Origin of the sequence: Oceanobacillus aidingensis (genome assembly GCF_042654105.1) — a bacterium.
In the GTDB taxonomy this organism is placed as follows: domain Bacteria; phylum Bacillota; class Bacilli; order Bacillales; family Amphibacillaceae; genus Oceanobacillus; species Oceanobacillus oncorhynchi.
The window spans coordinates 38,442-59,722 of the sequence record NZ_JBHSFT010000047.1; the positions used below are offsets into that span (position 1 = coordinate 38,442).

General features: G+C 39.9%; 22 protein-coding genes. All 22 read left to right on the plus strand.

Annotated elements, in window-relative coordinates; genetic code table 11:
- The first annotated feature begins 114 nt into the window (after positions 1-114).
- The 22 genes from der (at position 115) to ACFO3P_RS18070 (ending at position 21,167) form a co-directional block, all read left to right on the plus strand.
- Positions 115-1,425 carry a ribosome biogenesis GTPase Der gene (der, locus tag ACFO3P_RS17965; RefSeq protein WP_042534171.1) on the plus strand — a complete coding sequence of 437 codons (1,311 nt, stop codon included), beginning with the start codon at positions 115-117 and terminating at the stop codon, positions 1,423-1,425.
- Between the two features lie 14 nt (positions 1,426-1,439).
- Complete coding sequence (locus ACFO3P_RS17970; RefSeq protein WP_042534169.1) at positions 1,440-2,480, plus strand: NAD(P)H-dependent glycerol-3-phosphate dehydrogenase; 1,041 nt, start codon at positions 1,440-1,442, stop codon at positions 2,478-2,480.
- Positions 2,481-2,537: 57 nt separating this feature from the next.
- Positions 2,538-2,798 (plus strand): stage VI sporulation protein F, encoded by a 261-nt coding sequence (locus ACFO3P_RS17975; protein ID WP_193062181.1) that lies wholly within the window; start codon positions 2,538-2,540, stop codon positions 2,796-2,798.
- A gap of 507 nt (positions 2,799-3,305) precedes the next feature.
- Positions 3,306-3,512 (plus strand): DUF2768 family protein, encoded by a 207-nt coding sequence (locus ACFO3P_RS17980; RefSeq protein ID WP_306432738.1) that lies wholly within the window; start codon positions 3,306-3,308, stop codon positions 3,510-3,512.
- Between the two features lie 16 nt (positions 3,513-3,528).
- A complete protein-coding gene (locus ACFO3P_RS17985; protein ID WP_042534162.1) occupies positions 3,529-4,248 on the plus strand; it encodes a hypothetical protein in 720 nt (239 codons plus the stop codon).
- An 827-nt stretch (positions 4,249-5,075) separates the two neighbouring features.
- On the plus strand, positions 5,076-6,554 hold the full coding sequence (spoIVA, locus tag ACFO3P_RS17990) for a stage IV sporulation protein A (protein WP_289585163.1): 1,479 nt from the start codon (positions 5,076-5,078) through the stop codon (positions 6,552-6,554).
- Positions 6,555-6,898: 344 nt separating this feature from the next.
- The gene (locus ACFO3P_RS17995) at positions 6,899-7,171 is read left to right on the plus strand and encodes an HU family DNA-binding protein (RefSeq protein ID WP_040981409.1); all 273 of its coding nucleotides are present in this window, start codon (positions 6,899-6,901) and stop codon (positions 7,169-7,171) included.
- A 175-nt stretch (positions 7,172-7,346) separates the two neighbouring features.
- Positions 7,347-7,568: a trp RNA-binding attenuation protein MtrB gene (mtrB, locus tag ACFO3P_RS18000; RefSeq protein WP_040981406.1), complete on the plus strand. Its 222-nt coding sequence runs from the start codon at positions 7,347-7,349 to the stop codon at positions 7,566-7,568.
- A 397-nt stretch (positions 7,569-7,965) separates the two neighbouring features.
- Complete coding sequence (locus ACFO3P_RS18005) at positions 7,966-8,733, plus strand: heptaprenyl diphosphate synthase component 1 (RefSeq protein ID WP_042534156.1); 768 nt, start codon at positions 7,966-7,968, stop codon at positions 8,731-8,733.
- A gap of 18 nt (positions 8,734-8,751) precedes the next feature.
- A complete protein-coding gene (gene menG, locus ACFO3P_RS18010) occupies positions 8,752-9,459 on the plus strand; it encodes a demethylmenaquinone methyltransferase (RefSeq protein WP_193062180.1) in 708 nt (235 codons plus the stop codon).
- 39 nt (positions 9,460-9,498) lie between these two features.
- Positions 9,499-10,470, plus strand: a complete 972-nt coding sequence (gene hepT / locus ACFO3P_RS18015) for a heptaprenyl diphosphate synthase component II (RefSeq protein WP_042534152.1) — start codon at positions 9,499-9,501, stop codon at positions 10,468-10,470.
- Positions 10,471-10,566: 96 nt separating this feature from the next.
- Positions 10,567-11,013, plus strand: coding sequence for a nucleoside-diphosphate kinase (gene ndk, locus ACFO3P_RS18020; protein WP_042534150.1), 447 nt, complete (start codon positions 10,567-10,569; stop codon positions 11,011-11,013).
- 70 nt (positions 11,014-11,083) lie between these two features.
- Entirely contained in the window at positions 11,084-11,857 is a 774-nt protein-coding gene (locus tag ACFO3P_RS18025; RefSeq protein WP_042534148.1) for a CheR family methyltransferase, read from the plus strand.
- Between the two features lie 188 nt (positions 11,858-12,045).
- A complete protein-coding gene (gene aroC, locus ACFO3P_RS18030) occupies positions 12,046-13,215 on the plus strand; it encodes a chorismate synthase (protein WP_042534146.1) in 1,170 nt (389 codons plus the stop codon).
- Complete coding sequence (aroB, locus tag ACFO3P_RS18035; RefSeq protein WP_042534144.1) at positions 13,216-14,292, plus strand: 3-dehydroquinate synthase; 1,077 nt, start codon at positions 13,216-13,218, stop codon at positions 14,290-14,292.
- Positions 14,289-14,663, plus strand: coding sequence for a chorismate mutase (aroH, locus tag ACFO3P_RS18040; RefSeq protein ID WP_042534142.1), 375 nt, complete (start codon positions 14,289-14,291; stop codon positions 14,661-14,663). Before aroB ends, aroH begins: the two co-directional genes overlap by 4 nt.
- 3 nt (positions 14,664-14,666) lie before the next feature.
- On the plus strand, positions 14,667-15,761 hold the full coding sequence (gene hisC, locus ACFO3P_RS18045; RefSeq protein ID WP_289585162.1) for a histidinol-phosphate transaminase: 1,095 nt from the start codon (positions 14,667-14,669) through the stop codon (positions 15,759-15,761).
- 13 nt (positions 15,762-15,774) lie between these two features.
- A complete protein-coding gene (locus ACFO3P_RS18050; protein ID WP_042534138.1) occupies positions 15,775-16,878 on the plus strand; it encodes a prephenate dehydrogenase in 1,104 nt (367 codons plus the stop codon).
- Between the two features lie 19 nt (positions 16,879-16,897).
- Entirely contained in the window at positions 16,898-18,187 is a 1,290-nt protein-coding gene (gene aroA, locus ACFO3P_RS18055) for a 3-phosphoshikimate 1-carboxyvinyltransferase (protein WP_289585161.1), read from the plus strand.
- A gap of 113 nt (positions 18,188-18,300) precedes the next feature.
- Positions 18,301-19,560, plus strand: coding sequence for a tetratricopeptide repeat protein (locus tag ACFO3P_RS18060; protein ID WP_256704716.1), 1,260 nt, complete (start codon positions 18,301-18,303; stop codon positions 19,558-19,560).
- Positions 19,561-19,602: 42 nt separating this feature from the next.
- Positions 19,603-20,151, plus strand: a complete 549-nt coding sequence (locus tag ACFO3P_RS18065) for a ReoY family proteolytic degradation factor (protein ID WP_042534132.1) — start codon at positions 19,603-19,605, stop codon at positions 20,149-20,151.
- 557 nt (positions 20,152-20,708) lie between these two features.
- On the plus strand, positions 20,709-21,167 hold the full coding sequence (locus tag ACFO3P_RS18070) for a DUF2487 family protein (protein WP_042534130.1): 459 nt from the start codon (positions 20,709-20,711) through the stop codon (positions 21,165-21,167).
- Positions 21,168-21,281 lie beyond the last annotated feature (114 nt).

Here is a 21,281-nt window from a genome sequence, read left to right on the forward strand (position 1 = left end):
TTTCCTACTTTTGCTAGAATAAAGACAGAGATGCAGTGAGATTGTGTATTACTGGGTCGTATAACCTGCTGATATTTTAGAAGGAATTTTGAAAAAAGAGAGGATGTTCCTTACGTGAGGAAATCTGTAGTAGCAATTGTTGGTAGACCAAATGTTGGTAAATCAACGATATTTAATCGATTAGTTGGAGAAAGAATTTCTATCGTGGAAGATACACCTGGTGTAACCCGCGATCGTATTTATTCGGAAGCAGAATGGTTAAATCAAACATTTAACATAATAGATACTGGCGGTATTGAAATGGTCGATGAGCCATTATTAAATCAAATGAGACAGCAGGCTGAAATTGCCATTGATGAAGCAGATGTTATTATTTTTATGCTTAACGGCAGAGAAGGTATTACTGCGGCCGATGAAGAGGTTGCAAAGCTTTTATTCAAATCCAATAAGCCGGTTGTTTTAGCCGTGAATAAGATGGACAACCCCGAAATGCGTGAAATGGTGTATGAGTTTTATGCCTTGGGATTTGGACAGCCGTTTCCTATTTCCGGAACACATGGTCTCGGGCTGGGAGATATGCTGGATGAAGTAGTGGCTCACTTTCCGGAAAATGAGGAAACAGAAAAAGAGGACGATACGATTTACTTTAGTTTAATCGGCCGACCAAATGTAGGAAAGTCCTCCCTGGTAAATGCTTTATTAAATGAAAATCGCGTGATTGTAAGTGAAATAGAAGGCACAACCAGAGATGCTATCGATACGAAATTACGTAAAGATGACCAAGATTTTGTGATTATTGATACAGCTGGAATGCGTAAACGCGGTAAGGTTTATGAAAGCACAGAGAAATACAGCGTTTTAAGGGCGCTGCGGGCGATTGAACGCTCAGACGTGGTCTTGGTATTAATTGACGCAGAAACGGGCATCAGAGAGCAGGATAAGAAGATTGCGGGTTATGCACACGAGGCAGGCCGGGCAATTGTTATCGTTGTAAACAAGTGGGATACGGTGGACAGTGACGAAAAAGCAATGAAGGATTTTGAAACAAAAATCCGGGCGCATTTTCAGTATTTAGATTATGCACCAATTGTATTTTTGTCTGCAAAAACAAAAAAACGGCTTCATACGCTGATTCCAATGGTTCAATTAGCAAGCGAAAATCATTCGAAGCGTGTTCAGACAAATGTTCTCAATGACGTGATTATGGATGCCATTGCAATGAATCCGACGCCAACATTGAAGGGGAGAAGGCTGAAAGTGTTATATGCGACACAGGTAGCTGTGAAACCGCCTAGCTTTGTCGTGTTTGTGAATGACCCGGAACTCATGCATTTTTCTTATGAACGATTTTTAGAGAATAAAATTAGAGATGCTTTTGATTTTGCAGGAACTCCGATAAAAATATTTGCACGGCGGAGACAGTAAAGGGGAGAGATACGATGCGTAAGGTTGCAGTACTTGGAGCAGGCAGCTGGGGAACAGCACTTGCAATAGTTTTAGCTGATAATGGGCATGAGGTGCGATTGTGGGCACATCGACAGGAGCATGTAGACGAAATCAACCAAACTCGCCGGAATAACAAATACCTGGACGTTGATATTCCCGACGCTATAACTGCATTTCATGACATGAAGGAAGCTGTAAAAGATGCAGATGCAGTTGTTATCGTTGTTCCGACAAAAGCAATTCGTGAGGTTTGTCAGCAGTTAAAAGATGATATTCATTCAAGCACACAGATTATCCATGCGACAAAAGGGATTGAGCCCGGTTCGTTGAAACGTGTATCTGAAATGATTTCGGAGGAGATTCCTGATTTCCCTTATGAGAACATTGTGGTGTTATCCGGACCGAGTCATGCAGAAGAGGTGGCATTGCGTCATCCGACGACAGTATCTGTATCAGCAGTCAATCTGGACAGGGCCCGTCAAGCGCAAGATTTATTCAACAGTGAAAATTTACGTGTTTATACAAGCGATGATATTTTGGGGATCGAAGTCGGAGGAGCTCTCAAAAATATTATTGCATTAGGAGCCGGTATTTCAGATGGTCTCGGCTATGGAGATAATGCAAAAGCAGCTTTGATTACACGCGGTTTAGCCGAAATTGCCCGCCTTGGTACATCCTTGGGAGCTAATCCATTAAGCTTCCTTGGTCTGTCAGGTGTAGGAGATTTGATTGTTACCTGTACAAGTGTCCACAGCAGAAACTGGAGAGCTGGAAACCTGTTAGGTAAGGGGATGAATCTCGACCAGGTTTTAGAAGAAATGGGCATGGTGGTAGAAGGTGTCCGGACAGTGCAGGCAGCACACCAATTTGCGGAAGAGCAGGGTGTTGAGATGCCGATTACCCAAGGAATCTTCCAAGTGCTTTTTGAGGATAAAAAACCAAAGGACGTTGTAGACGAATTAATGAGCCGGAATAAGCGTCAGGAAATGGATGATATAAGCAATCTTTTAAAAGAACGTTATTCGGATAAGTAACACATAACTTTCCTTCTTGCATATACTGTGACGAATGAACTGCAAGGAGGAAATCATGTGAATAATTTTCAAAAAGGTATGTTTGATAAGATACAAAAGAACACAAACATTCGTCCTGAGGAAGTCTATAAAGTAGCTGATTCGGTAAAGCATGCAAATTTTTCGGATGAAAAAACCGTTCGAAATCTTGTGAGACAGCTTTCACAGATGGCAGGTAAACCCCTTTCAAAAGAAAAAGAAGACAAAATTGTACAATCCATTGTCAAAAATAAAATGCCTGGGGATGTCAATTCGTTAAATAATTTATTTAAGAAATAGGTTTTTATCACAGTATAACTGGCTGTGCAATTCCCGTGTCACGAAAATGAGAGAACTCGAAAATTCTATGCGGGAATAGTGGCAGCCAGTAGTGGCCTGATACATCGGGTCTGCAGGATGTATGCTACAAAGGCGCCCAAGATAACATTTTACGATGGGGCGAGTAACCGCGGTCCCAGCCTTTGTTCTTTATTCAGCGGGGATAAAAAAATCTCCGCTGAATAAAGTTTCACTTTATAGGCAGTTGAGTATACAGATTTTCAAAATACTGCATAAGATAAATCGCACCAGCATTCAAGGAATAGAGTTGCTGAGGATATTATTTAGTCAACCTGTGGTGAAGATACCCCCTTTGCCGCAGGTTTTTATATGAAGAAAAGACAATTTCAACTGAATGCGAAAGAAAGCGTTTAAAATGTTCAATGTTTCGTCAGTTATCTTAGAGTACATCGCCCAGAAGTTATGTTATAATAGCATCTGGTAAAATGTATTTTGATTGAAATAGGGGTGAACGCTTTGTCAGTATCCATGTTAATGATGTATATATCCTTTGTCGGGATGTTTTTATTAATCTTAGCTACAGGCTTGATTGTCTGGAGCAGAACAAAGCTGCGAGGCTGGTTTGGCAGTATTATTACATTTTTAGCTTATATAAGTCTCGTCAGCGGTGCTTTGATTATTTTATATGTTACATTTAGTGGACCAACAAGATAGGAAAAGGAGTTTCATGATGAAATATACATATTTATTGACGATACCCTTTATGTTCTTGCTTTTAAGCGGCTGTATGTATCCTCAAAGCGAGCGGTCGGAAAATCAGATTCCGAATGAAGAACAGTTAGCTGTTGTCCAGCAGGCAGTTGAAACCTATAGAGAAGAGGAAGATGGTTTAGTGCCGATTCAGACGAAAGACAGCGACACACATATCTTTGAAAAGTATTTGATTGATTTTAAGCAGATGCTGGAGAAAGGTTATTTGTCTGAACTGCCTGGAAACTCTTTTGAAGAGGGCGGCGTCTATCAGTATACGATTATTGACCCGGAAGACGATTTGCAAGTCCGCCTTATTGATTTACAAACCACGGAGCAATTGCGAAGCGTCAATGTACGATTAGACGTTTACAGGCAAGAGCACACATATCCAGCTTACGGACAGCAGATCACAGATCAAATATATACGGTGGATTATGAAAAGCTCGGATTAAGTGAACCGCCGACTGCGAAAAGTCCTTATTCGCAGGCTGATTTGCCGATTGTGATGGATTTAGACGGCAAATTATATATTGATTATTCTTATGATTTGAATCAGGCGCTGGAAGAGGATAATCATGGCTATGAAGAGGGCGATGATATCCGTTATCTTTTAGTGGATAATTATCCGTTTGTTCCAGCATATTCCCTGCCTTATACCGTAGAAGATGGACAAGCCGTATTTATGGAAGAAGACTAAATAGAAAAGCCATGCAGTTTCAATAATTGAACTGTATGGCTTTTTTTGAAGAATAAGAATGTTTATAAAAATAGCCGCTCCGGAAAAACACTACGCTTTCCATGGGCTTGCGCTCAGCTTCCTTTAAAGAAAACTTGCTGATTGGCAAGCCGTCAGGCGCAGACAGAAGCATAGTCGCACTTATGCCCCGCGGGTAGAAAAAAAGAAGTTCACTTTTTTTCTGCGGTGTCTTCACACTGGGACTGGGACTGCGATTACTCGTCCCATCGAAGAGCTTTTGCGATTACTTGCCCCACCGAAGACCATTGCGCTTTCCCATAGGAGTCTCCGTGTTTTTCCACCGCTAGAATCAGCTTCATTTCTTTGAAAGAAAGCAAATAAAACATATTTCTTCAAAGATGGGAGCGGAGGGAAGTCGACTCCTGCGGGATAAGCAACAGGTGAAGACCCCGCAGGAAGCGGTTTTCTTCCGAGGAGGCTGAACGTTGCCCGCGGAAAGCGACTTCCCGCAGCGGACATCGCTTCGGCGAGGACACCGGTGATTTAAAGACCAACCAATATTCTTGGTTTTCTTTGTCGTCTTCAAACAAAACAGAATAAATAGATTCATGCTGCATATACATGAGATATAAAGTTTGTTTATAAACACCTGTGTTTTATTTGTAGCTTGCTTAGAGGACCTTTTAAAGTCAAATATGACGTCTGATGGACGTGTGATAAAAATGTGTAAAACTTAGTCATAATCTAATAGGACAACGTCATAGACTGTTAGTGTCCAACTATTACGGGTGATGTATATCAAAGTACGGAGATCGGGAGGGGATCTTTTGGAAAAAACAGATATTTTTAAGGATATATCGAAACGTACAAATGGCGACATATATCTTGGAATCGTCGGAGCAGTCCGTACGGGAAAGTCCACCTTTATTAAGAAATTCATGGAGTTGGTTGTACTTCCTAATATTGAAAGTGAAAGTGAAAGAGCAAGAGCACATGATGAATTACCGCAGAGCGCAGCAGGAAAAACCATTATGACAACAGAACCAAAGTTTGTTCCGAATCAGGCTGTTCAAGTAAATGTGGAAGATGGATTAGATGTAAATGTCCGTCTTGTTGATTGTGTTGGATACGCTGTAGAAGGGGCGAAAGGGTTTGAGGACGAAAATGGCCCGCGTATGATTCATACACCGTGGTACGAGGACCCTATCCCGTTTCATGATGCAGCAGAAATAGGAACCCGTAAAGTAATTCAGGAGCATTCTACCATTGGCGTTGTCGTGACAACAGACGGTACTATCGGTGAAATAGATAGAGAAGACTATATTGAAGCTGAGACAAGAGTGATTGAAGAGTTAAAAGAGGTTGGCAAGCCATTTATTATAGTAATCAATTCTACAGAACCGCACAGTCAAAAAACAACTTTGCTTCGGGAAGAGCTGACGGAGCAGCATGATATTCCGGTATTAGCGATGAGCGTAGAAACAATGACAGAACATGATGTCTATAGTGTACTGCGTGAAGCATTATTCGAATTTCCGGTACTTGAGGTAAATGTAAACCTGCCTAGCTGGGTAATGGTTTTAAAAGAAGATCACTGGCTTCGTCAAAATTATCAGGAGGCCATTCAAGATACCGTAAAGGATATAAAACGCTTGCGTGATGTCGACCATATCGTTGGCCATTTCAGAGATTATGAACATATTGAAGGTGCCAATTTAGCAGGGATGGAGATGGGCGAGGGTATTGCCGAAATCGACTTGCATGCCCCTGATCAGTTATATGACCATGTTCTGAAGGAGATTGTCGGGGAGGAGATTCGAGGTAAAGACCATTTATTAGAGCTAATGCAGGATTTTGCCTATGCGAAAAGAGAGTATGATCAAGTTTCAGGTGCTCTGCAAATGGTAAAACAAACCGGCTATGGTATTGCTGCTCCCAGTTTAGAGGATATGCAGCTGGATGAACCGGAAATCATCCGTCAGGGCTCCAGGTTCGGTGTCCGTCTGAAAGCTGTTGCCCCGTCTATTCATATGATTCGGGTCGAAGTAGAATCTGAATTCTCTCCTATTATCGGAACCGAAAAACAAAGTGAAGAGCTGGTCCGTTATCTGATGCAGGATTTTGAAGAAGATCCGCTGTCTATCTGGGAATCAGATATTTTTGGCAGATCGCTCAGTTCGATTGTCAGAGAAGGTATTCAAGCTAAAATCTCGTTAATGCCAGAGAATGCAAGATATAAATTAAAAGATACCCTAGAGAGAATTATTAACGAAGGGTCAGGCGGTTTAATCGCTATTATTTTATAAAAAAACACTTCTCGATAAGCAGCTAAATTGATAGCTGTTTATTTTTTTTATAATTTTTTTGTCAGAACGGCTAAAAAATCTGCAAAACACCGTATAGATTTATGGAAAGGTGACAATGCTTGTTGCATAAGAGTTTAGCCTGTTTCTCTTAAGAAAAAGGAATTTTTATGTAAAATCTCAATAAATTCTAGAGAAATCGATAGTTTTTGTTGAATTTTATTCCAAACTCGTTTATTATAAGCCTTGTCATCACATATTAGGGTGACTTTGATGAAACAGACCATGGGATAGGCAGACTAACTAGCCTATTTGTCTAAAGAACATCCTGGGAGGAGGTGAATGTCATGAATAAAACAGATTTAGTAAATGCTGTGGCTGAGAAGAGCGATCTTTCAAAAAAGGATGCAACAAAAGCTGTGGATGCAGTATTTGATGCAGTCATGGATTCACTGAAGAATGGTGAAAAAGTACAACTAATCGGTTTTGGTAACTTTGAAGTTCGTGAACGTTCTGCACGTAAAGGACGCAATCCACAAACAGGAGAAGAAATCGAAATTCCTGCAAGCAAAGTTCCTGCTTTCAAACCAGGTAAAGCTCTTAAGGATAGTGTAAAATAATATTTTACATATCCGGACAGGAGTGTACAAAAGGGAGGGATACGTTGATAAACGTGTCCCTTTCCTTATTTCTGCATGAGAAAAGCATCAAGGGGCTGAACAGCCTATTAAAGCAAAGATGTTATTTAAATAGATTTATTTTACATAAAGAATTCCATTTAAGGAGGAGTAATGTATGAATGATCAGAACGCAAAAGCAGATTATTTCGTTATTAAAGCATTAGAAGACGGTGTTCATGTTATTGGCCTGACGCGTGGAAGCAATACAAAATTCCATCATTCTGAAAAACTGGACCAAGGCGAAATTATGATTGCTCAATTCACAGAACATACTTCTGCTATTAAAGTTCGCGGTAAAGCACTTATTCAAACAAGTCATGGCGAAATAGAAAATTAATATAATAACATCCCCTTATTAGTATTTTACGAAGTGATCCATAGCCTCGCTCAAAAACAACTCCACCTGAAGAAAGTTAGGAAACAGCTGGAAGGTTATTTGTTTTCCAGTCCATGTGAGATAAAGACTTGTTCATTTCTGTGAGCAGCGGCGATGTTTCGATGCCGAAAAATATTCTGGATATTGTTTCTCTGACAGAAGCAGTTGGAATAGGGGTTTTTATTTTTTTGCACGATAGGACAGGATAAGAAAGGCTGTGGATTCGCTGAAAAACAAGCGAATGCGAGGTTTTCTAAGACCAAGCCTATAATAGAATAAGTTCTTTCGTTTTTATAACATTTAAAATGTGCTATAATAGCTAGAGCAAAGAAAGGCTGAAAGGGTCCGGGTGATAGTGTTGACTACATTTATTACAACAGATAGAGGTTATAGAAAAATACTGGAAAATAAATTATATGATTCTTACATTCATAAGCATATACGTTATCCAGTGATCGATGAAGAAAAGTGGAATTTATTGCTATTTCTTGTTGAACAACATAAATCATTAACTCCTTTGCAGCGTGAAAAGTATATTATTTCAACCATGCTTGTTCAAATCGCCCTGGATACACATGATTTTGTTCCGGTCAAACAACATGCTGATACAGAAAATGAAATGATTGAGAAGCAGCTTCAGGTCCTCTCAGGAGATTACTATAGCGGACTGTATTATTTATTGCTTGCAGAAGCGGGGGAAATTCAGTTTATCCAGATACTCGCGAATGCGATTCGTGAAATAAATGAACTAAAAGTTACTTTATACTATGAAGAACAATTACCGCTTGAAACCTGGTTAAATATCAAAATGAAATTAAATGCATCCGTGCTGGTACATGTTGCTAAATATCTGCATGATCCTGAATTAGAATCGATTATTCAAAACTGGCTGATGTATCGCCGTTTAGATACAGAAGAAGCAGATAACGGATATACTTTACTGCGCAAAGAGTGGGAAGCACGTAATAATAAAGCAACTTCGATTCCGCTGATTGACGGGAAATTGATTCGGGATTTTGAAAAAGCTGTTTACCGTGATGTTTCGGAATTATCCAGCTCTAGTTTATTTATGGAGCAATTTATTTATTCCCGGGAAACGAAAGAAATAAGAACGTCAAGACTTTAAAAGGAAGTGTAATGAATTATGGGTTTTTCATCCAAGGAAGAACGTGTCCATCACGTCTTTGAGAGAATATATGAAAACTACGATTCCATGAACTCGGTAATTTCGTTTAAACAGCATACGCTATGGCGTAAAGATGTTATGAAACGAATGCACGTATCGCCGGGAGACAGTGCATTGGACGTATGCTGCGGTACAGGAGACTGGGCTATTTCCTTAGCGAAAGCTGTCGGAGCTGAAGGAAAGGTCATAGGGCTTGATTTCAGTGAGAACATGCTGTCTATTGCCAGAGAAAAAGGAAAGCAGGAACAGCTGGATGAGATTGAATGGATGCATGGCAATGCGATGGAGCTTCCTTTTGATGACAATCAGTTTGATTACGTAACAATTGGCTTTGGCTTACGAAATGTTCCTGACTATATGGCGGTTTTAAAAGAAATGTACCGGGTGGTTAAACCGGGAGGAATGGTGGTTTGTCTGGAAACCTCTCAGCCTACACTGATTGGCTATAGGCAGTTATATTATTTTTATTTCCGTTTTATTATGCCGCTTTTTGGAAAAGTATTTGCGAAAAGCTATCAAGAATATTCCTGGCTGCAGGAATCCGCAAAGGATTTTCCAGGGAAGGACAAATTGAAGCAAATGTTCTTTGATGCAGGCTTCAAGCATGTCGATGTCAAAATGTATGCCGGTGGCGGTGCTGCGATGCATATGGGGCATAAATCTTAAAATAAAGAATGAATTTACTAGTAAAATAAGGTGACGTACATGAGACTACCAAAGATTTATGGATTTTTAACAAAAGATATGGACACTATTGAAAAAACATTACAGAAGAGCATTCAGGCTGAACATCCCGTACTTCGAGACGCTTCTACAGCATTATTGAAAGCAGGAGGGAAACGCATTCGTCCTGTTTTTGTTTTGCTTTCATGTCAAATAGGGGATTATGACTTTGAAAAAATACAAAAAGTTGCTGTAACGCTAGAGCTTATTCATATGGCAACGCTTGTTCATGATGACGTGATTGATGAAGCTGAGCTGCGTCGCGGGAAACCGACAACCGCTTCTCAATATGGAAACCGGATTGCAATGTACACAGGCGATTTCATTCTTGCAAGAGCTCTGGAAGAAATAACAAAAATAGATGATCCGAGAATACATACTTTATTATCCAAAACACTTGTTGAAGTATCCATTGGGGAAATTGAACAAATTCAATTTAAATACCAATGGAATCAAAATTTTCGGGACTATCTGCGCCGGATAAAACGGAAAACGGCATTACTGATAGCGTGCAGCTGCAAACTGGGTGCGCTCGTCGGCGGGTTAAGTGAACAGGATGCAAATAAAATGTATCGTTACGGCTATAATGTCGGCATGTCTTATCAAATTATTGACGATATCCTAGATTTTACATCTACTGCAAAAGAACTTGGGAAACCGGCAGGAAATGATTTATTACAGGGTAATATCACGCTCCCTGTTCTATATGCAATGGAGGATCAGGAATTAAGAAATCAATTGGTGACATTGATCAACAGCAATCAGGACATTGATGAAAAAACAATGCAGAAGCTGATTGCCTGCTTAAAAAATACAGATGCTATTCAAAGAAGTTATGCAGTCAGCGACCTTTATCTGCAAAAAGCGTTGAAATCTTTAGATGGCCTGAAATCGTCCAGGGCAAAGAAAAGTTTACAAGATATTGCTACTTTTATTGGAAAAAGGCGTTCCTGATTAAATAAAGATATTGTTATTTGTCTGATAATTTGTTACTATTTTAGAGGCTACATTTTTCATTTATTATAATTACATAGGGGCAGGGTGATTTTAATGGAAAGAACTTTTTTAATGGTAAAACCAGATGGTGTGCAGCGTAACTTAATTGGAGATATTGTTGCACGATTTGAACAAAAGGGGTTTAAATTAGCCGGAGCTAAATTAATGACAATATCTACAGATTTAGCTGAAACACATTATGGCGAGCATAAGGAGCGCCCATTCTTTGGGGAACTGGTTGATTTCATTACTTCCGGACCAGTTTTTGCCATGGTATGGGAAGGCGAAAATGTCGTTGCTTCTGCTCGTACCATGATGGGGAAAACGAATCCATCAGAAGCACTCCCGGGAACAATCCGGGGCGACTACGGCATTAATGTTGGCAAGAATATCATTCATGGTTCGGACTCTTTAGAAAGCGCTTCAAGAGAGATTGACCTCTTTTTTGACGAGAAGGAATTGAATTCTTATAACAAACAACAGGATGCGTGGATTTATTAAACTGAAAGCGTTGTCGAAACCTCCGTTAAATATACGGGGGTTTTTGCGTACAAGCAGAGGAGGTTAACGAATGAAAGATGATTATGATTTAATGAAGCAGAAGGTGCATCAATCACTTAAACTGAATTTGAGCTTATATAAAGAAGCGCAGATGAAACGAAGAATCACGACTTTAAGAGATAAACATGGTTTTAGAAGCTACATAGATTATTTTTCAGCCTGTCAAAAGGATACCAAGTTATTGGAAGAATTCACAGAGAAATTAACTATAAACGTATCGGAATTTTACCGGAATCCAAATCGATGGGATGTTCTGCAAAAAAAGATTATTCCAGAATTAACAAAAAATAAAAGAAAAATTACGATTTGGAGCGCTGCCTGTTCTACTGGGGAAGAGCCATATAGTCTCGCAATGATGCTGGAAGAATACTTTCCGGGTTTACGTTACCAGATTCGTGCTACAGATTTTGATCAGGCTGTTTTAAGCGCAGCAAAACAAGGAAACTATCAAGAGCGTTCTTTAAAAGAACTCCCGGCTGCTCTGAAGAAAAAGTATTTTACATCACAGGGGACCATTTTTCAAGTTGATCCGTCTTTAAGAAAGCATATTCGTTTTGAACGCCATAATCTATTAGAAGATACTTACCCTAGAGATGTAGATCTTATCGTCTGTCGAAATGTATTGATTTATTTTACCGATGAAGCAAAAAATAATATATTCCATCATTTTAATAAAGCATTAACGAAAGGAGGCTGCTTATTCGTCGGCAGTACAGAACAGATATTTAATGCAGAACAGTTTGGTTTTTATTTAGAAGACAGCTTTTTTTATCGGAAACAATAATTTATACTACCCGAAACGGGCTTTTATATGGTATAGTAATTAGAAAACTTTCAACTATTTAAAAGGGTAAAGTATATTCGATATTATCTAAAAAATATGACATGTTCATATTGCAAAATGTATGGATAATAACAACGTTTATACGTATCTTATTTTAATAGCTTTATAAAGATAAAGGAGAATGTGTAGTGCGCTACTTAACAGCTGGAGAATCACATGGAAAACAATTAACGACAATTATCGAGGGCCTGCCTTCACAGATGGAATTAAAGGCAGAAGATATTAATGAGAGCCTGCGCAGAAGACAAGGCGGGCATGGCAGAGGCAAGAGAATGCAAATTGAAAAAGATACGGTAGATATTACAAGCGGAGTACGTCACGGATATACATTGGGATCTCCTGTGTCACTGGTGATACATAATGATGATTTTAAGCATTGGACAGATATTATGGGAGCAGATCCGCTGGAGGACGGAGCCAAACTGCGCAGAGTCGTAACAAAACCTCGTCCGGGACATGCAGATTTAAATGGCGGTCTGAAATATGGGCATCGTGATATGCGTAATGTATTAGAACGCTCTTCTGCAAGAGAAACGGGCGCTCGAGTTGCTGCAGGTGCAGTGGCAAAATCACTTTTAGAGCAATTGGGTATCTATGTTACTGGATATGTGAAAGAAATCGCAGGGATTCGGGCAGAAGAAAAAAATGATTTAACAGCGAAAGAACGCGCTGAAATTTCTGGGGATTCTCCTGTAATGGTATTAGATTCTAATGTGGAACAGCCAATGATGGATGCAATAGATGAAGCGAAAAAAGTTGGCGACTCTATCGGCGGTATCTGTGAGGTTTATGTAGAGGGCCTGCCTGCCGGAATCGGTTCTTATGTGCATTATGATCGAAAGCTGGATAGCAAAATTGCAGCGAGTGTTGTCAGCATTAATGCTTTTAAAGGTGTGGAATTTGGAATCGGTTTTGAAGCAGCCCGCTTAAACGGCAGCGAAGTACATGATGAAATCGCATGGAATGAAGAAGATGGATATCATCGGACAACGAATCGTCTTGGCGGTTTGGAAGGCGGAATGAGTACAGGGATGCCAATCATTGTTCGCGGGGTAATGAAGCCTATACCTACATTGATGAAGCGCCCATTACAAAGTGTGGATATTGAATCCAAAGAACCATTTAAAGCAACAGTGGAAAGGTCCGATGCTTGTGCAGTACCGGCAGCTTCTGTGGTGATGGAGCATGTTGTCGCGTTTGAAATTGCAAAAGCCGTCACAGAACAATTTTCAAGTGACCGATTCCCGCAATTAAAACAGGCAATTGATCAGTACAGAGAAGAAATCAGGTGCTTCTAAATGAAACAATTAACAATCCAGTCCAGCCAGCGTAGCTATCCTATTGTGATGGAAGCTGGATTACGGTTTCACGTAAAGAAGTGGTTAAAGAAGGAATACAGCTCTATTTTGGTGATAACAGACGATAAAATAGCTGATAAATATTTACAGGATGTTGTAAGCAGCCTGGAGGGACAACACGTTTATTCTTACATTGTTCCAGCCGGGGAAGCTTCTAAAAACATGGATCAATATTACAAATTGCAGACAAAGGCAATCGAGAGCGGTTTAGATCGTAAATCGCTCATCATTGCTTTGGGCGGCGGTGTTATAGGTGATTTAGGCGGATTTGTTGCTGCAACCTTTATGCGTGGAATCGATTATATTCAAATGCCGACGACTATTTTAGCACATGACAGCAGTGTGGGCGGCAAAGTAGCTATCAATCATGAATCCGGTAAAAATCTGATTGGCTGTTTCTATCCTCCGGCAGCTGTTTTATATGACACAGAAACACTGGCATCTTTACCATACCGTGAAATTCGGAGTGGCTATGCTGAAATTTTAAAAGAAGGATTTATTTCTGATATTCATCTGACAGAAGAATTATTGTCGCTGTCTTTACAGCAGGTTACCACTGCGCAGCTGGAAAATCATTTAGAGGCTGGTATAAAAGTAAAAGCAGCTATCGTAGAAGATGATGAAAGAGAATCTGGTGTCCGGAAATATTTAAACCTCGGTCATACATTGGGACATGCGTTAGAAGCTAGATTGGGGTATGGAACGGTAACTCATGGAGAGGCCGTTGCGAATGGAATGCTATTTGCGCTTCATGTAAGCGAGGATATGTCAGGGGAAGAGCTCCCTTTTCATGAACTGCACCATTGGATGAAAATAAATGAATATCCTGTTATCGACATAGAAGAAAAGCGTATCGCCGAGCTCGTCAAAAGCATGAAGGCAGATAAAAAGTCCGTTTCCGGACATATTCAGATGGTATTACTGAACCAAGTGGGCGAGCCGACTGTCGCAAACTTACATGATTCCTCTGTGGAGGCTTATATCAGAACATATATAGAGAGGATGAACAAGCTATGACAAGAGGCGTGCGCGGTGCTACAACCGTAGAAAATAACGAAGCAAATGAAATTATTGAACATACCAGGGCACTGGTTCAGGAAATGGCAGAGAAAAATAATATTCAGGCAGAGGACGTTTCCCATGCTTTTATTTCAGTGACAAAGGACGTGAACGCAGCATTCCCTGCAAAAGCCTTACGTGACATTGAGGGATGGAAATATGTCCCAGTTATGTGTATGCAGGAAATCGATGTCCCCGGCAGCCTGCCCAAATGTATTCGAATTATGATGATTGTCAATACCGATAAACAGCAAAAAGAGGTTGAGCATACATTTCAAAGAGAGGCTGTAAAGCTGCGTCCGGATCTTTTAGAAAGAAAGGATAGTTAAGTAATGAGAAGCAAAGAAGTATTAAAACAGCTTAGTCCATATAAACAAGGGAAGCAGACAAAGGATATTCAAGAAGAATTCGGTCTTGATTATATCGTTAAATTGGCTTCTAATGAGAATCCTTATGGATTTTCAGATAAAGTGAAGGAAGTCTTCCAGATAAATGAGCCTGTATTTAATATCTATCCGGACGGCTATACATCTGAACTCCGCTATCTGATCAGCGAAAAATTAAATGTAAGACCGGAATCGCTTATTTTCGGAAGCGGTTCGGAGGAAATTATTCAGATGCTTTGCCGTTCTTATCTTACTGTAGGGGATCAGGTTATTATGGCAACACCGACATTCCCGCAATATAAGCATTATGCTTTAATCGAAGGTGCAGAAATCATAGAGCATCCTGTAAATGAGGATGGAAGTCATCCGCTTGATAAGATGCTTGACTCGATTCAGGATAATACAAAAATTATCTGGATTTGTACACCGAACAATCCAACAGGCACTGCGCTTTCCAAAGAAGAGCTGGAGGACTTTTTAAATAAATGCCCTTCAGATGTACTTATTGCTTTAGATGAGGCATATGTTGAATTTTTGCAGCCTGAGAAGGATTTAAATGCTCTGAAACTGTTGGATAAATATCCAAACCTGATTGTTTTACGTACATTTTCAAAAGCTTATGGACTGGCAGGACTGCGTATTGGCTATGGAATCGCCGATCCATTGATTGTGGAAACCTTAGATAAGGTCCGTGGTCCGTTTAATACAACGTCTGCAGCACAGCAGGCTGCTGTTATTGCCTTTTCAGACCAGGATTTTATTCAGCATACGTATCAGAAAAATAAAAAAGTATTAAAGCAATTTCAATCCTTTTTAACTTCCATCGGCTGGGATTATTATGAATCAGAAGCGAATTTCTTACTTGTGAAAACACCGGAAAGCGGAATGGATGCTTTTGATTATTTAATCAAGCATGGTTTTATTGTCCGACCTGGAGAATTATTAGGTATTCCAAATACCATTCGTGTTACGATTGGAAAAGAAGAGGATATGAAGGTATTGGAGAACGTACTAAGAGATTATCAAGAACAATTAAATTAGGTAAGGTGAATGTATGAAAAAGCAGCAGGTATTGATAGCTGGACTCGGCCTCATAGGCGGGTCCATTGCTAAAGCGATTAGAAAAGAGTCCGAACATTACATAATCGGTTTTGATGTAAACGAAAATACACTCCATTTTGCTTCGAATCATGGTATCATTGATGAAGCTTTTACCACTTTTGAAGAAGCTGCATTAAAGGCGGATATTATTATTATTTCTGCACCTATTTCAGAGACGATTCAGCTTGTTTCCAGACTGGATGACATTCCTTTCGAAAAAGATGTGATTGTCTCTGATACAGCGTCTGTAAAAGGTTCTGTACTTATTGCTGCAAATGGTTTAAGCAATAAAGCCATCCGTTTTATCGGCGGGCATCCAATGGCGGGCTCCCATAAGAAAGGGATTGAAGCGGCGAAGGAACATTTATTTGAGAATGCCATTTATGTTTTATCCCCTCTTGATAATGCAACTGAGGAGAATGTAGATACATTAAGAGACGTTTTATCTGCAACCAAAAGCAACTTTGTTGTATTGCAATCTGATGAACATGACGAAATGACAGGAGTTATTTCTCACTTTCCGCATCTTATAGCATCATCACTTGTCCATCAGGCGAGAAAATGGGAGAAAAAACACTCCTACCTTCCGAAGCTTGCAGCAGGCGGATTTCGGGATATTACCCGGATTGCCTCCAGTAACCCGGTGATGTGGCAGGATATTTTTTATCACAATCAATCGAAAATGTCTGCCATGCTGGATGATTGGATTGTTGAAATGGAGCAGCTGAAAAAGCTGATTGAAGATAATGAAAAAGAAGAGGTTATTACGTATTTAGACAGCGCCAAAAATTACCGTGATGGATTAAATGAAGGCGGACGCGGTGCAATTCCGGCGTTCTACGATGTTATCGTTGATATTGCAGACCAGCCGGGTGCCATAGCTGAAGTGGCGCTTATTCTGGCAAATGCATCATTAAGTATTAAAAACATTGAAATCCTTGAAGTACGGGAAGGAATTACTGGTGCACTGCGCTTGAGCTTTTACACAAAAGAAGCGCAAGAAGCCGGTCAGAAGATATTAAAACAACGTGGATTTGAAACGATGATCCAATCTTAACGGCAAGGAGGAGAACGTATTGTCGCATGTTCAATTTGAATACACCTCACCAAGATTAGAAGGTGAAGTTATCGTTCCTGGAGATAAGTCGATATCACATCGTTCTATTATTTTCGGGAGTATTTCACATGGAATTACAAAAATATCAAATTTCCTTGACGGGGAGGATTGTCACAGAACGATTGATGCTTTTCGGGAGATGGGAGTACAGATTGAAAAAGAAGGAAGCTCCGTACTCGTTCATGGGAATGGGTTAGAAGGATTAAAAAAGCCTGCTGGAGCATTCGATTTTGGTAATTCAGGGACCACGACCAGATTAATGCTGGGTCTATTATCTGGACTGCCATTTGAAACGAAGATTTTTGGGGATGCTTCTCTTACAAAGCGTCCGATGGATCGTGTGGTTACGCCATTAAGAGAAATGGGTGCTGCAATTCATGGGCAGGAAGATGGAAAATATCTCCCGATTACCGTTCATGGAGGCGCCTTAAAAGGAATTACCTACCGCCTTCCGGTGAAAAGCGCTCAAGTAAAATCAGCTGTTTTATTGGCAGGCTTGGTTGCAGAAGGAGAAACTGTCGTACAAGAAGACACTGAAACAAGAAACCATACAGAAGTTATGCTTCAAGCCTTTGGTGCTGATTTAAAGCAGAAGGAAGAAGGAATTGTCGTTACAAACAAAGGGAAGCTGACAGCTTGTGACGTGGAAGTCCCCGGCGACATTTCCTCAGCTGCTTTCTTTTTAGCTGCCGGAGCAATTGTGCCCGGAAGTACAGTTACGTTAAAGAACGTCGGTTTAAATGCGTCCCGGACGGGCATTTTAGATGTAGTCAAGCAAATGGGGGCAGTTATTACTGTTTCTAATGAGCGCACTACAGGCGGTGAAAAAATTGGTGATTTAACCATTAAATATACTGCCTTAAAAGGGACGACAGTAGAAGGGGAAGTCATCCCCCGCCTGATTGATGAAATTCCAATACTTGCCTTGCTGGCAACACAGGCAGAAGGAAAAACGGTAATCAAGGACGCCGAAGAACTGAAGGTAAAAGAAACAGACCGCATTGAAGCAGTGTGTCAAAATTTAACAACACTGGGAGCAAATATCACACCGACCGAGGACGGAATGATTATTGAAGGACCAACCCGTCTAACAGGCGGCACCATTTCCTCCTATATGGATCACCGGATTGCCATGATGGGTGTTATCGCAGCGCTCGTATCAGAAAGCCCGGTAAAAATGGATGAAAAAGACAGTATCAATATATCGTATCCGACATTTTTTGATGACCTGGAAGCAATTTTGCAATAACATTTTCGTATATTTAAATTCTGGCTACAGTTCTAGTTATTTGAACTGTAGCTATCTTTTTTGTATGATAAATTGGAAGCAAAAGAAACACAAAAAGAGAGGGGTTCTTTTAAATGAACACCATTCAACAAGCAATCGAACTGGCTGAAAAAAATGAAACAGAAAAGGCGTTAGCATTATTAAGTGATTACCAAAAAAACGCAGATGATGATTCTCTGTTTCAAATAGCTGAACTATACCTGCAGTGGGGATTTCTAATTGAATCTAGAACCATCCTCGAACAATTGATTGAAAAATATCCTGAAGAAACGTCGCTGAAGCTTACCTTATCTGATATTTTTATTGAATCCGAAGAAGATGAGCTGGCGATTACGATATTAAATGAAATTCCGGAAGAAGATGAAGGATATATTCAGGCGTTGATCCAACTTGCGGATTTATATCAGGCTCAGGGATTATTTGAAGTTTCGGAGCAAAAGCTGTTGGAAGCAAAGCATATCGACCCTCAAGAGAGCGTTATTGACTTTGCGCTCGGAGAATTATTCTTTTCTATCGGCGAATACCTAAAGGCTATCAACTACTATGAGCGCGTCTATGCGAAAGCAAAAGAAATAGGGAATGTTGCTATAGAAGACCGGCTTGGAGAAGCATATGCTGCTGCTGGTGAATATGAGAAAGCACTTGAATTTTACAAAGAAGAGGAAGACCCGGAACCGGATAATTTATTTAAATATGGAATCACCGCCCATCAGGCTGATCGTAATGACATCGCTATAAAAGCTTGGGAGCATGTGTTGGAAATCGATCAAGACTATTATGCGGCGTATACCCAGCTTGCCAATGTATATAAGGAACAAGGGACGCTGGAAGAAGCTTATAAAGTTGCGGAACAAGGTTTGGAAAGAGACTCCTATCAAAAAGAACTCTATTTCCTGGCTGGAGATATTGCTCACCAATTAGGGAGAAATGCGGAAAGTGAAGAGTATGTCAGGCAGGCTATCGCTTTAGAGCCGGATTATAAGGAAGCTGTCTTATTTTTGATTGAACTGCTTAAAGCAAGAGAAGCATTTGATGAGATTGTTGAATTAATCCAAAGTATTAAAAACTCTGGTGCAGAGGATGCACTCTATGATTGGGAACTGGCCAAAGCTTATGTTGAAATAGAATCGTTTGGTGATGCATTAAATAGCTATCAGGAAGCATATACTAGTTTACAGCATGACAGCGACTTTTTAAAAGAGTATGGCTATTTCCTGACCGAGGAAGGAAGACTGCAAGAAGCCATTCCAGTCCTGAAAGCATATCTCGGCCAGCAGCCTATTGATGAAGATGTGCGTGAGCATGTGGAACGCTTGGAACAAGATTTATTGTAGGTGACATGTCTAGCTTTTAGAGAGGAGAGAGGGGAGAGCGGAATGCTATCATCTGTAACTGCAAAAGATAAGAAGGACTTCATCCAGTGGTTTTTAAACCATTACCGCTTAAAAAAACGGGAAAGTGTATGGATACTTAATTACTTAGTAAACCATATGGATATTTTAGAACATGTGCATTTTGTTAGAGATGTAAAGTATTGTCCTAGAGGCGTAATGATTTCCAGTCGCTGTTCAGAGAAAATACCATTTCGATTTTACAAAAATCATCTGGTAACAACGGACGCAGAGAAAACTTTTCATGACATCCGGTTAAACAAACAGGAAGCGTTATTTATCCAATTAAATTTTCATCAGGCAAACCAAAGCGCTTATTATGCTGCTGTATTAGAAGAAAACCCATTCTTGCCGGATGATTACTATTTAACAAAAGATGACAAACAGACCACATCTGAATTATTGGATCAGCTCCTGATTAATCAAAAACAGGAACGTTTGCGGGAAGCGATTGATGAGGCTTTAGATTCGGGAAATCATACGAAATTTTTAGAGCTGACAAAAGAGTTAGAAAAACTGCTGAATAAATCATAAAGAGCAAGCTTAAAAACGTATAAATCAAATGATAATGTTTAAAAGCAACCTATATTTTTATGGGTTGTTTTTTTTCGTAACTCAAGTTTCATACATTAAAAAGTAACTTCATTTCCATAGAAACAGGAGTTACGGCGTTCCGTTTTGCTTTCCGACGTCCTGGGGCTGCGATTACTCGTCCCATCGAAAACATTTGTATGTCGGAAAGCGGAGTGGTTGGTTGCAGGAGCTATGGACCATCACCAATTCCAAAAAGGCCGGATATTTAATCAAAAAGTAAGCATGTAATGGAGAACATATTCATCCGGGAATAGCAAGATATATATGCTTATTCTTAGGTGTGAAAATTGAATTTGTAACAAATAGATTAAATATTATTCATCATGGATAGAATAAGAAAGATTGGCAAATAAGCTTGGAATCGCGAAAAAGAGACCGTGTTTGTCATGGCCTGGGCCTGTCTGTCTATCAGTTGTATTTGCTGACAATTTATCCTTTCCTATATGTGTGAAAAATTGTTACAATATAGGCAAGTATTTTGGAAGGGAGGATTGTTTATGAAATGGACAAGGGTTGATTTGCAGAAATATGAACAAGCGAAGGAGTATATTGATACAGTGATTGTACCGTTAGCACCTTTTCAAATTGGTGCTTTAGATGCTACTGCTAAAAATGCAGATCAGTATGAGATTTTAACGCTTTTTGCCAGAGAGCTGGAGAAAGAATTAATGGGCAGAATTATGCTTACTCCGACTTATACATACATCAACTCGGCAGAGAGGTCCGAAGAGGCAGAGCGATTAAATCAGTGGACAGCTCATTTTAACGAACAGCCTTTTAAACAGGTGCTCTATATCAGCTTTGATCCGTCTTGGCGAAAAATAGCCAATGATTTAGAAGGAGAATTTATTTGGCTTCCAACTATTCCTTTAAAAGATGCCGAACCAGCTGCAATAAAAGACATGATAAGAGACCAGACTATGCAAACAGCAGAATTAGTCAAGTCCTTTTGGTAGAGTAAAACAAAATTATCAAAACATTTACAGTTAACCTAGGATATATATTGACCGAACCAATAGTTTACGCTATCATTATTAGTGTCCTAGTAATCTGATTTTATCTTAAAAATG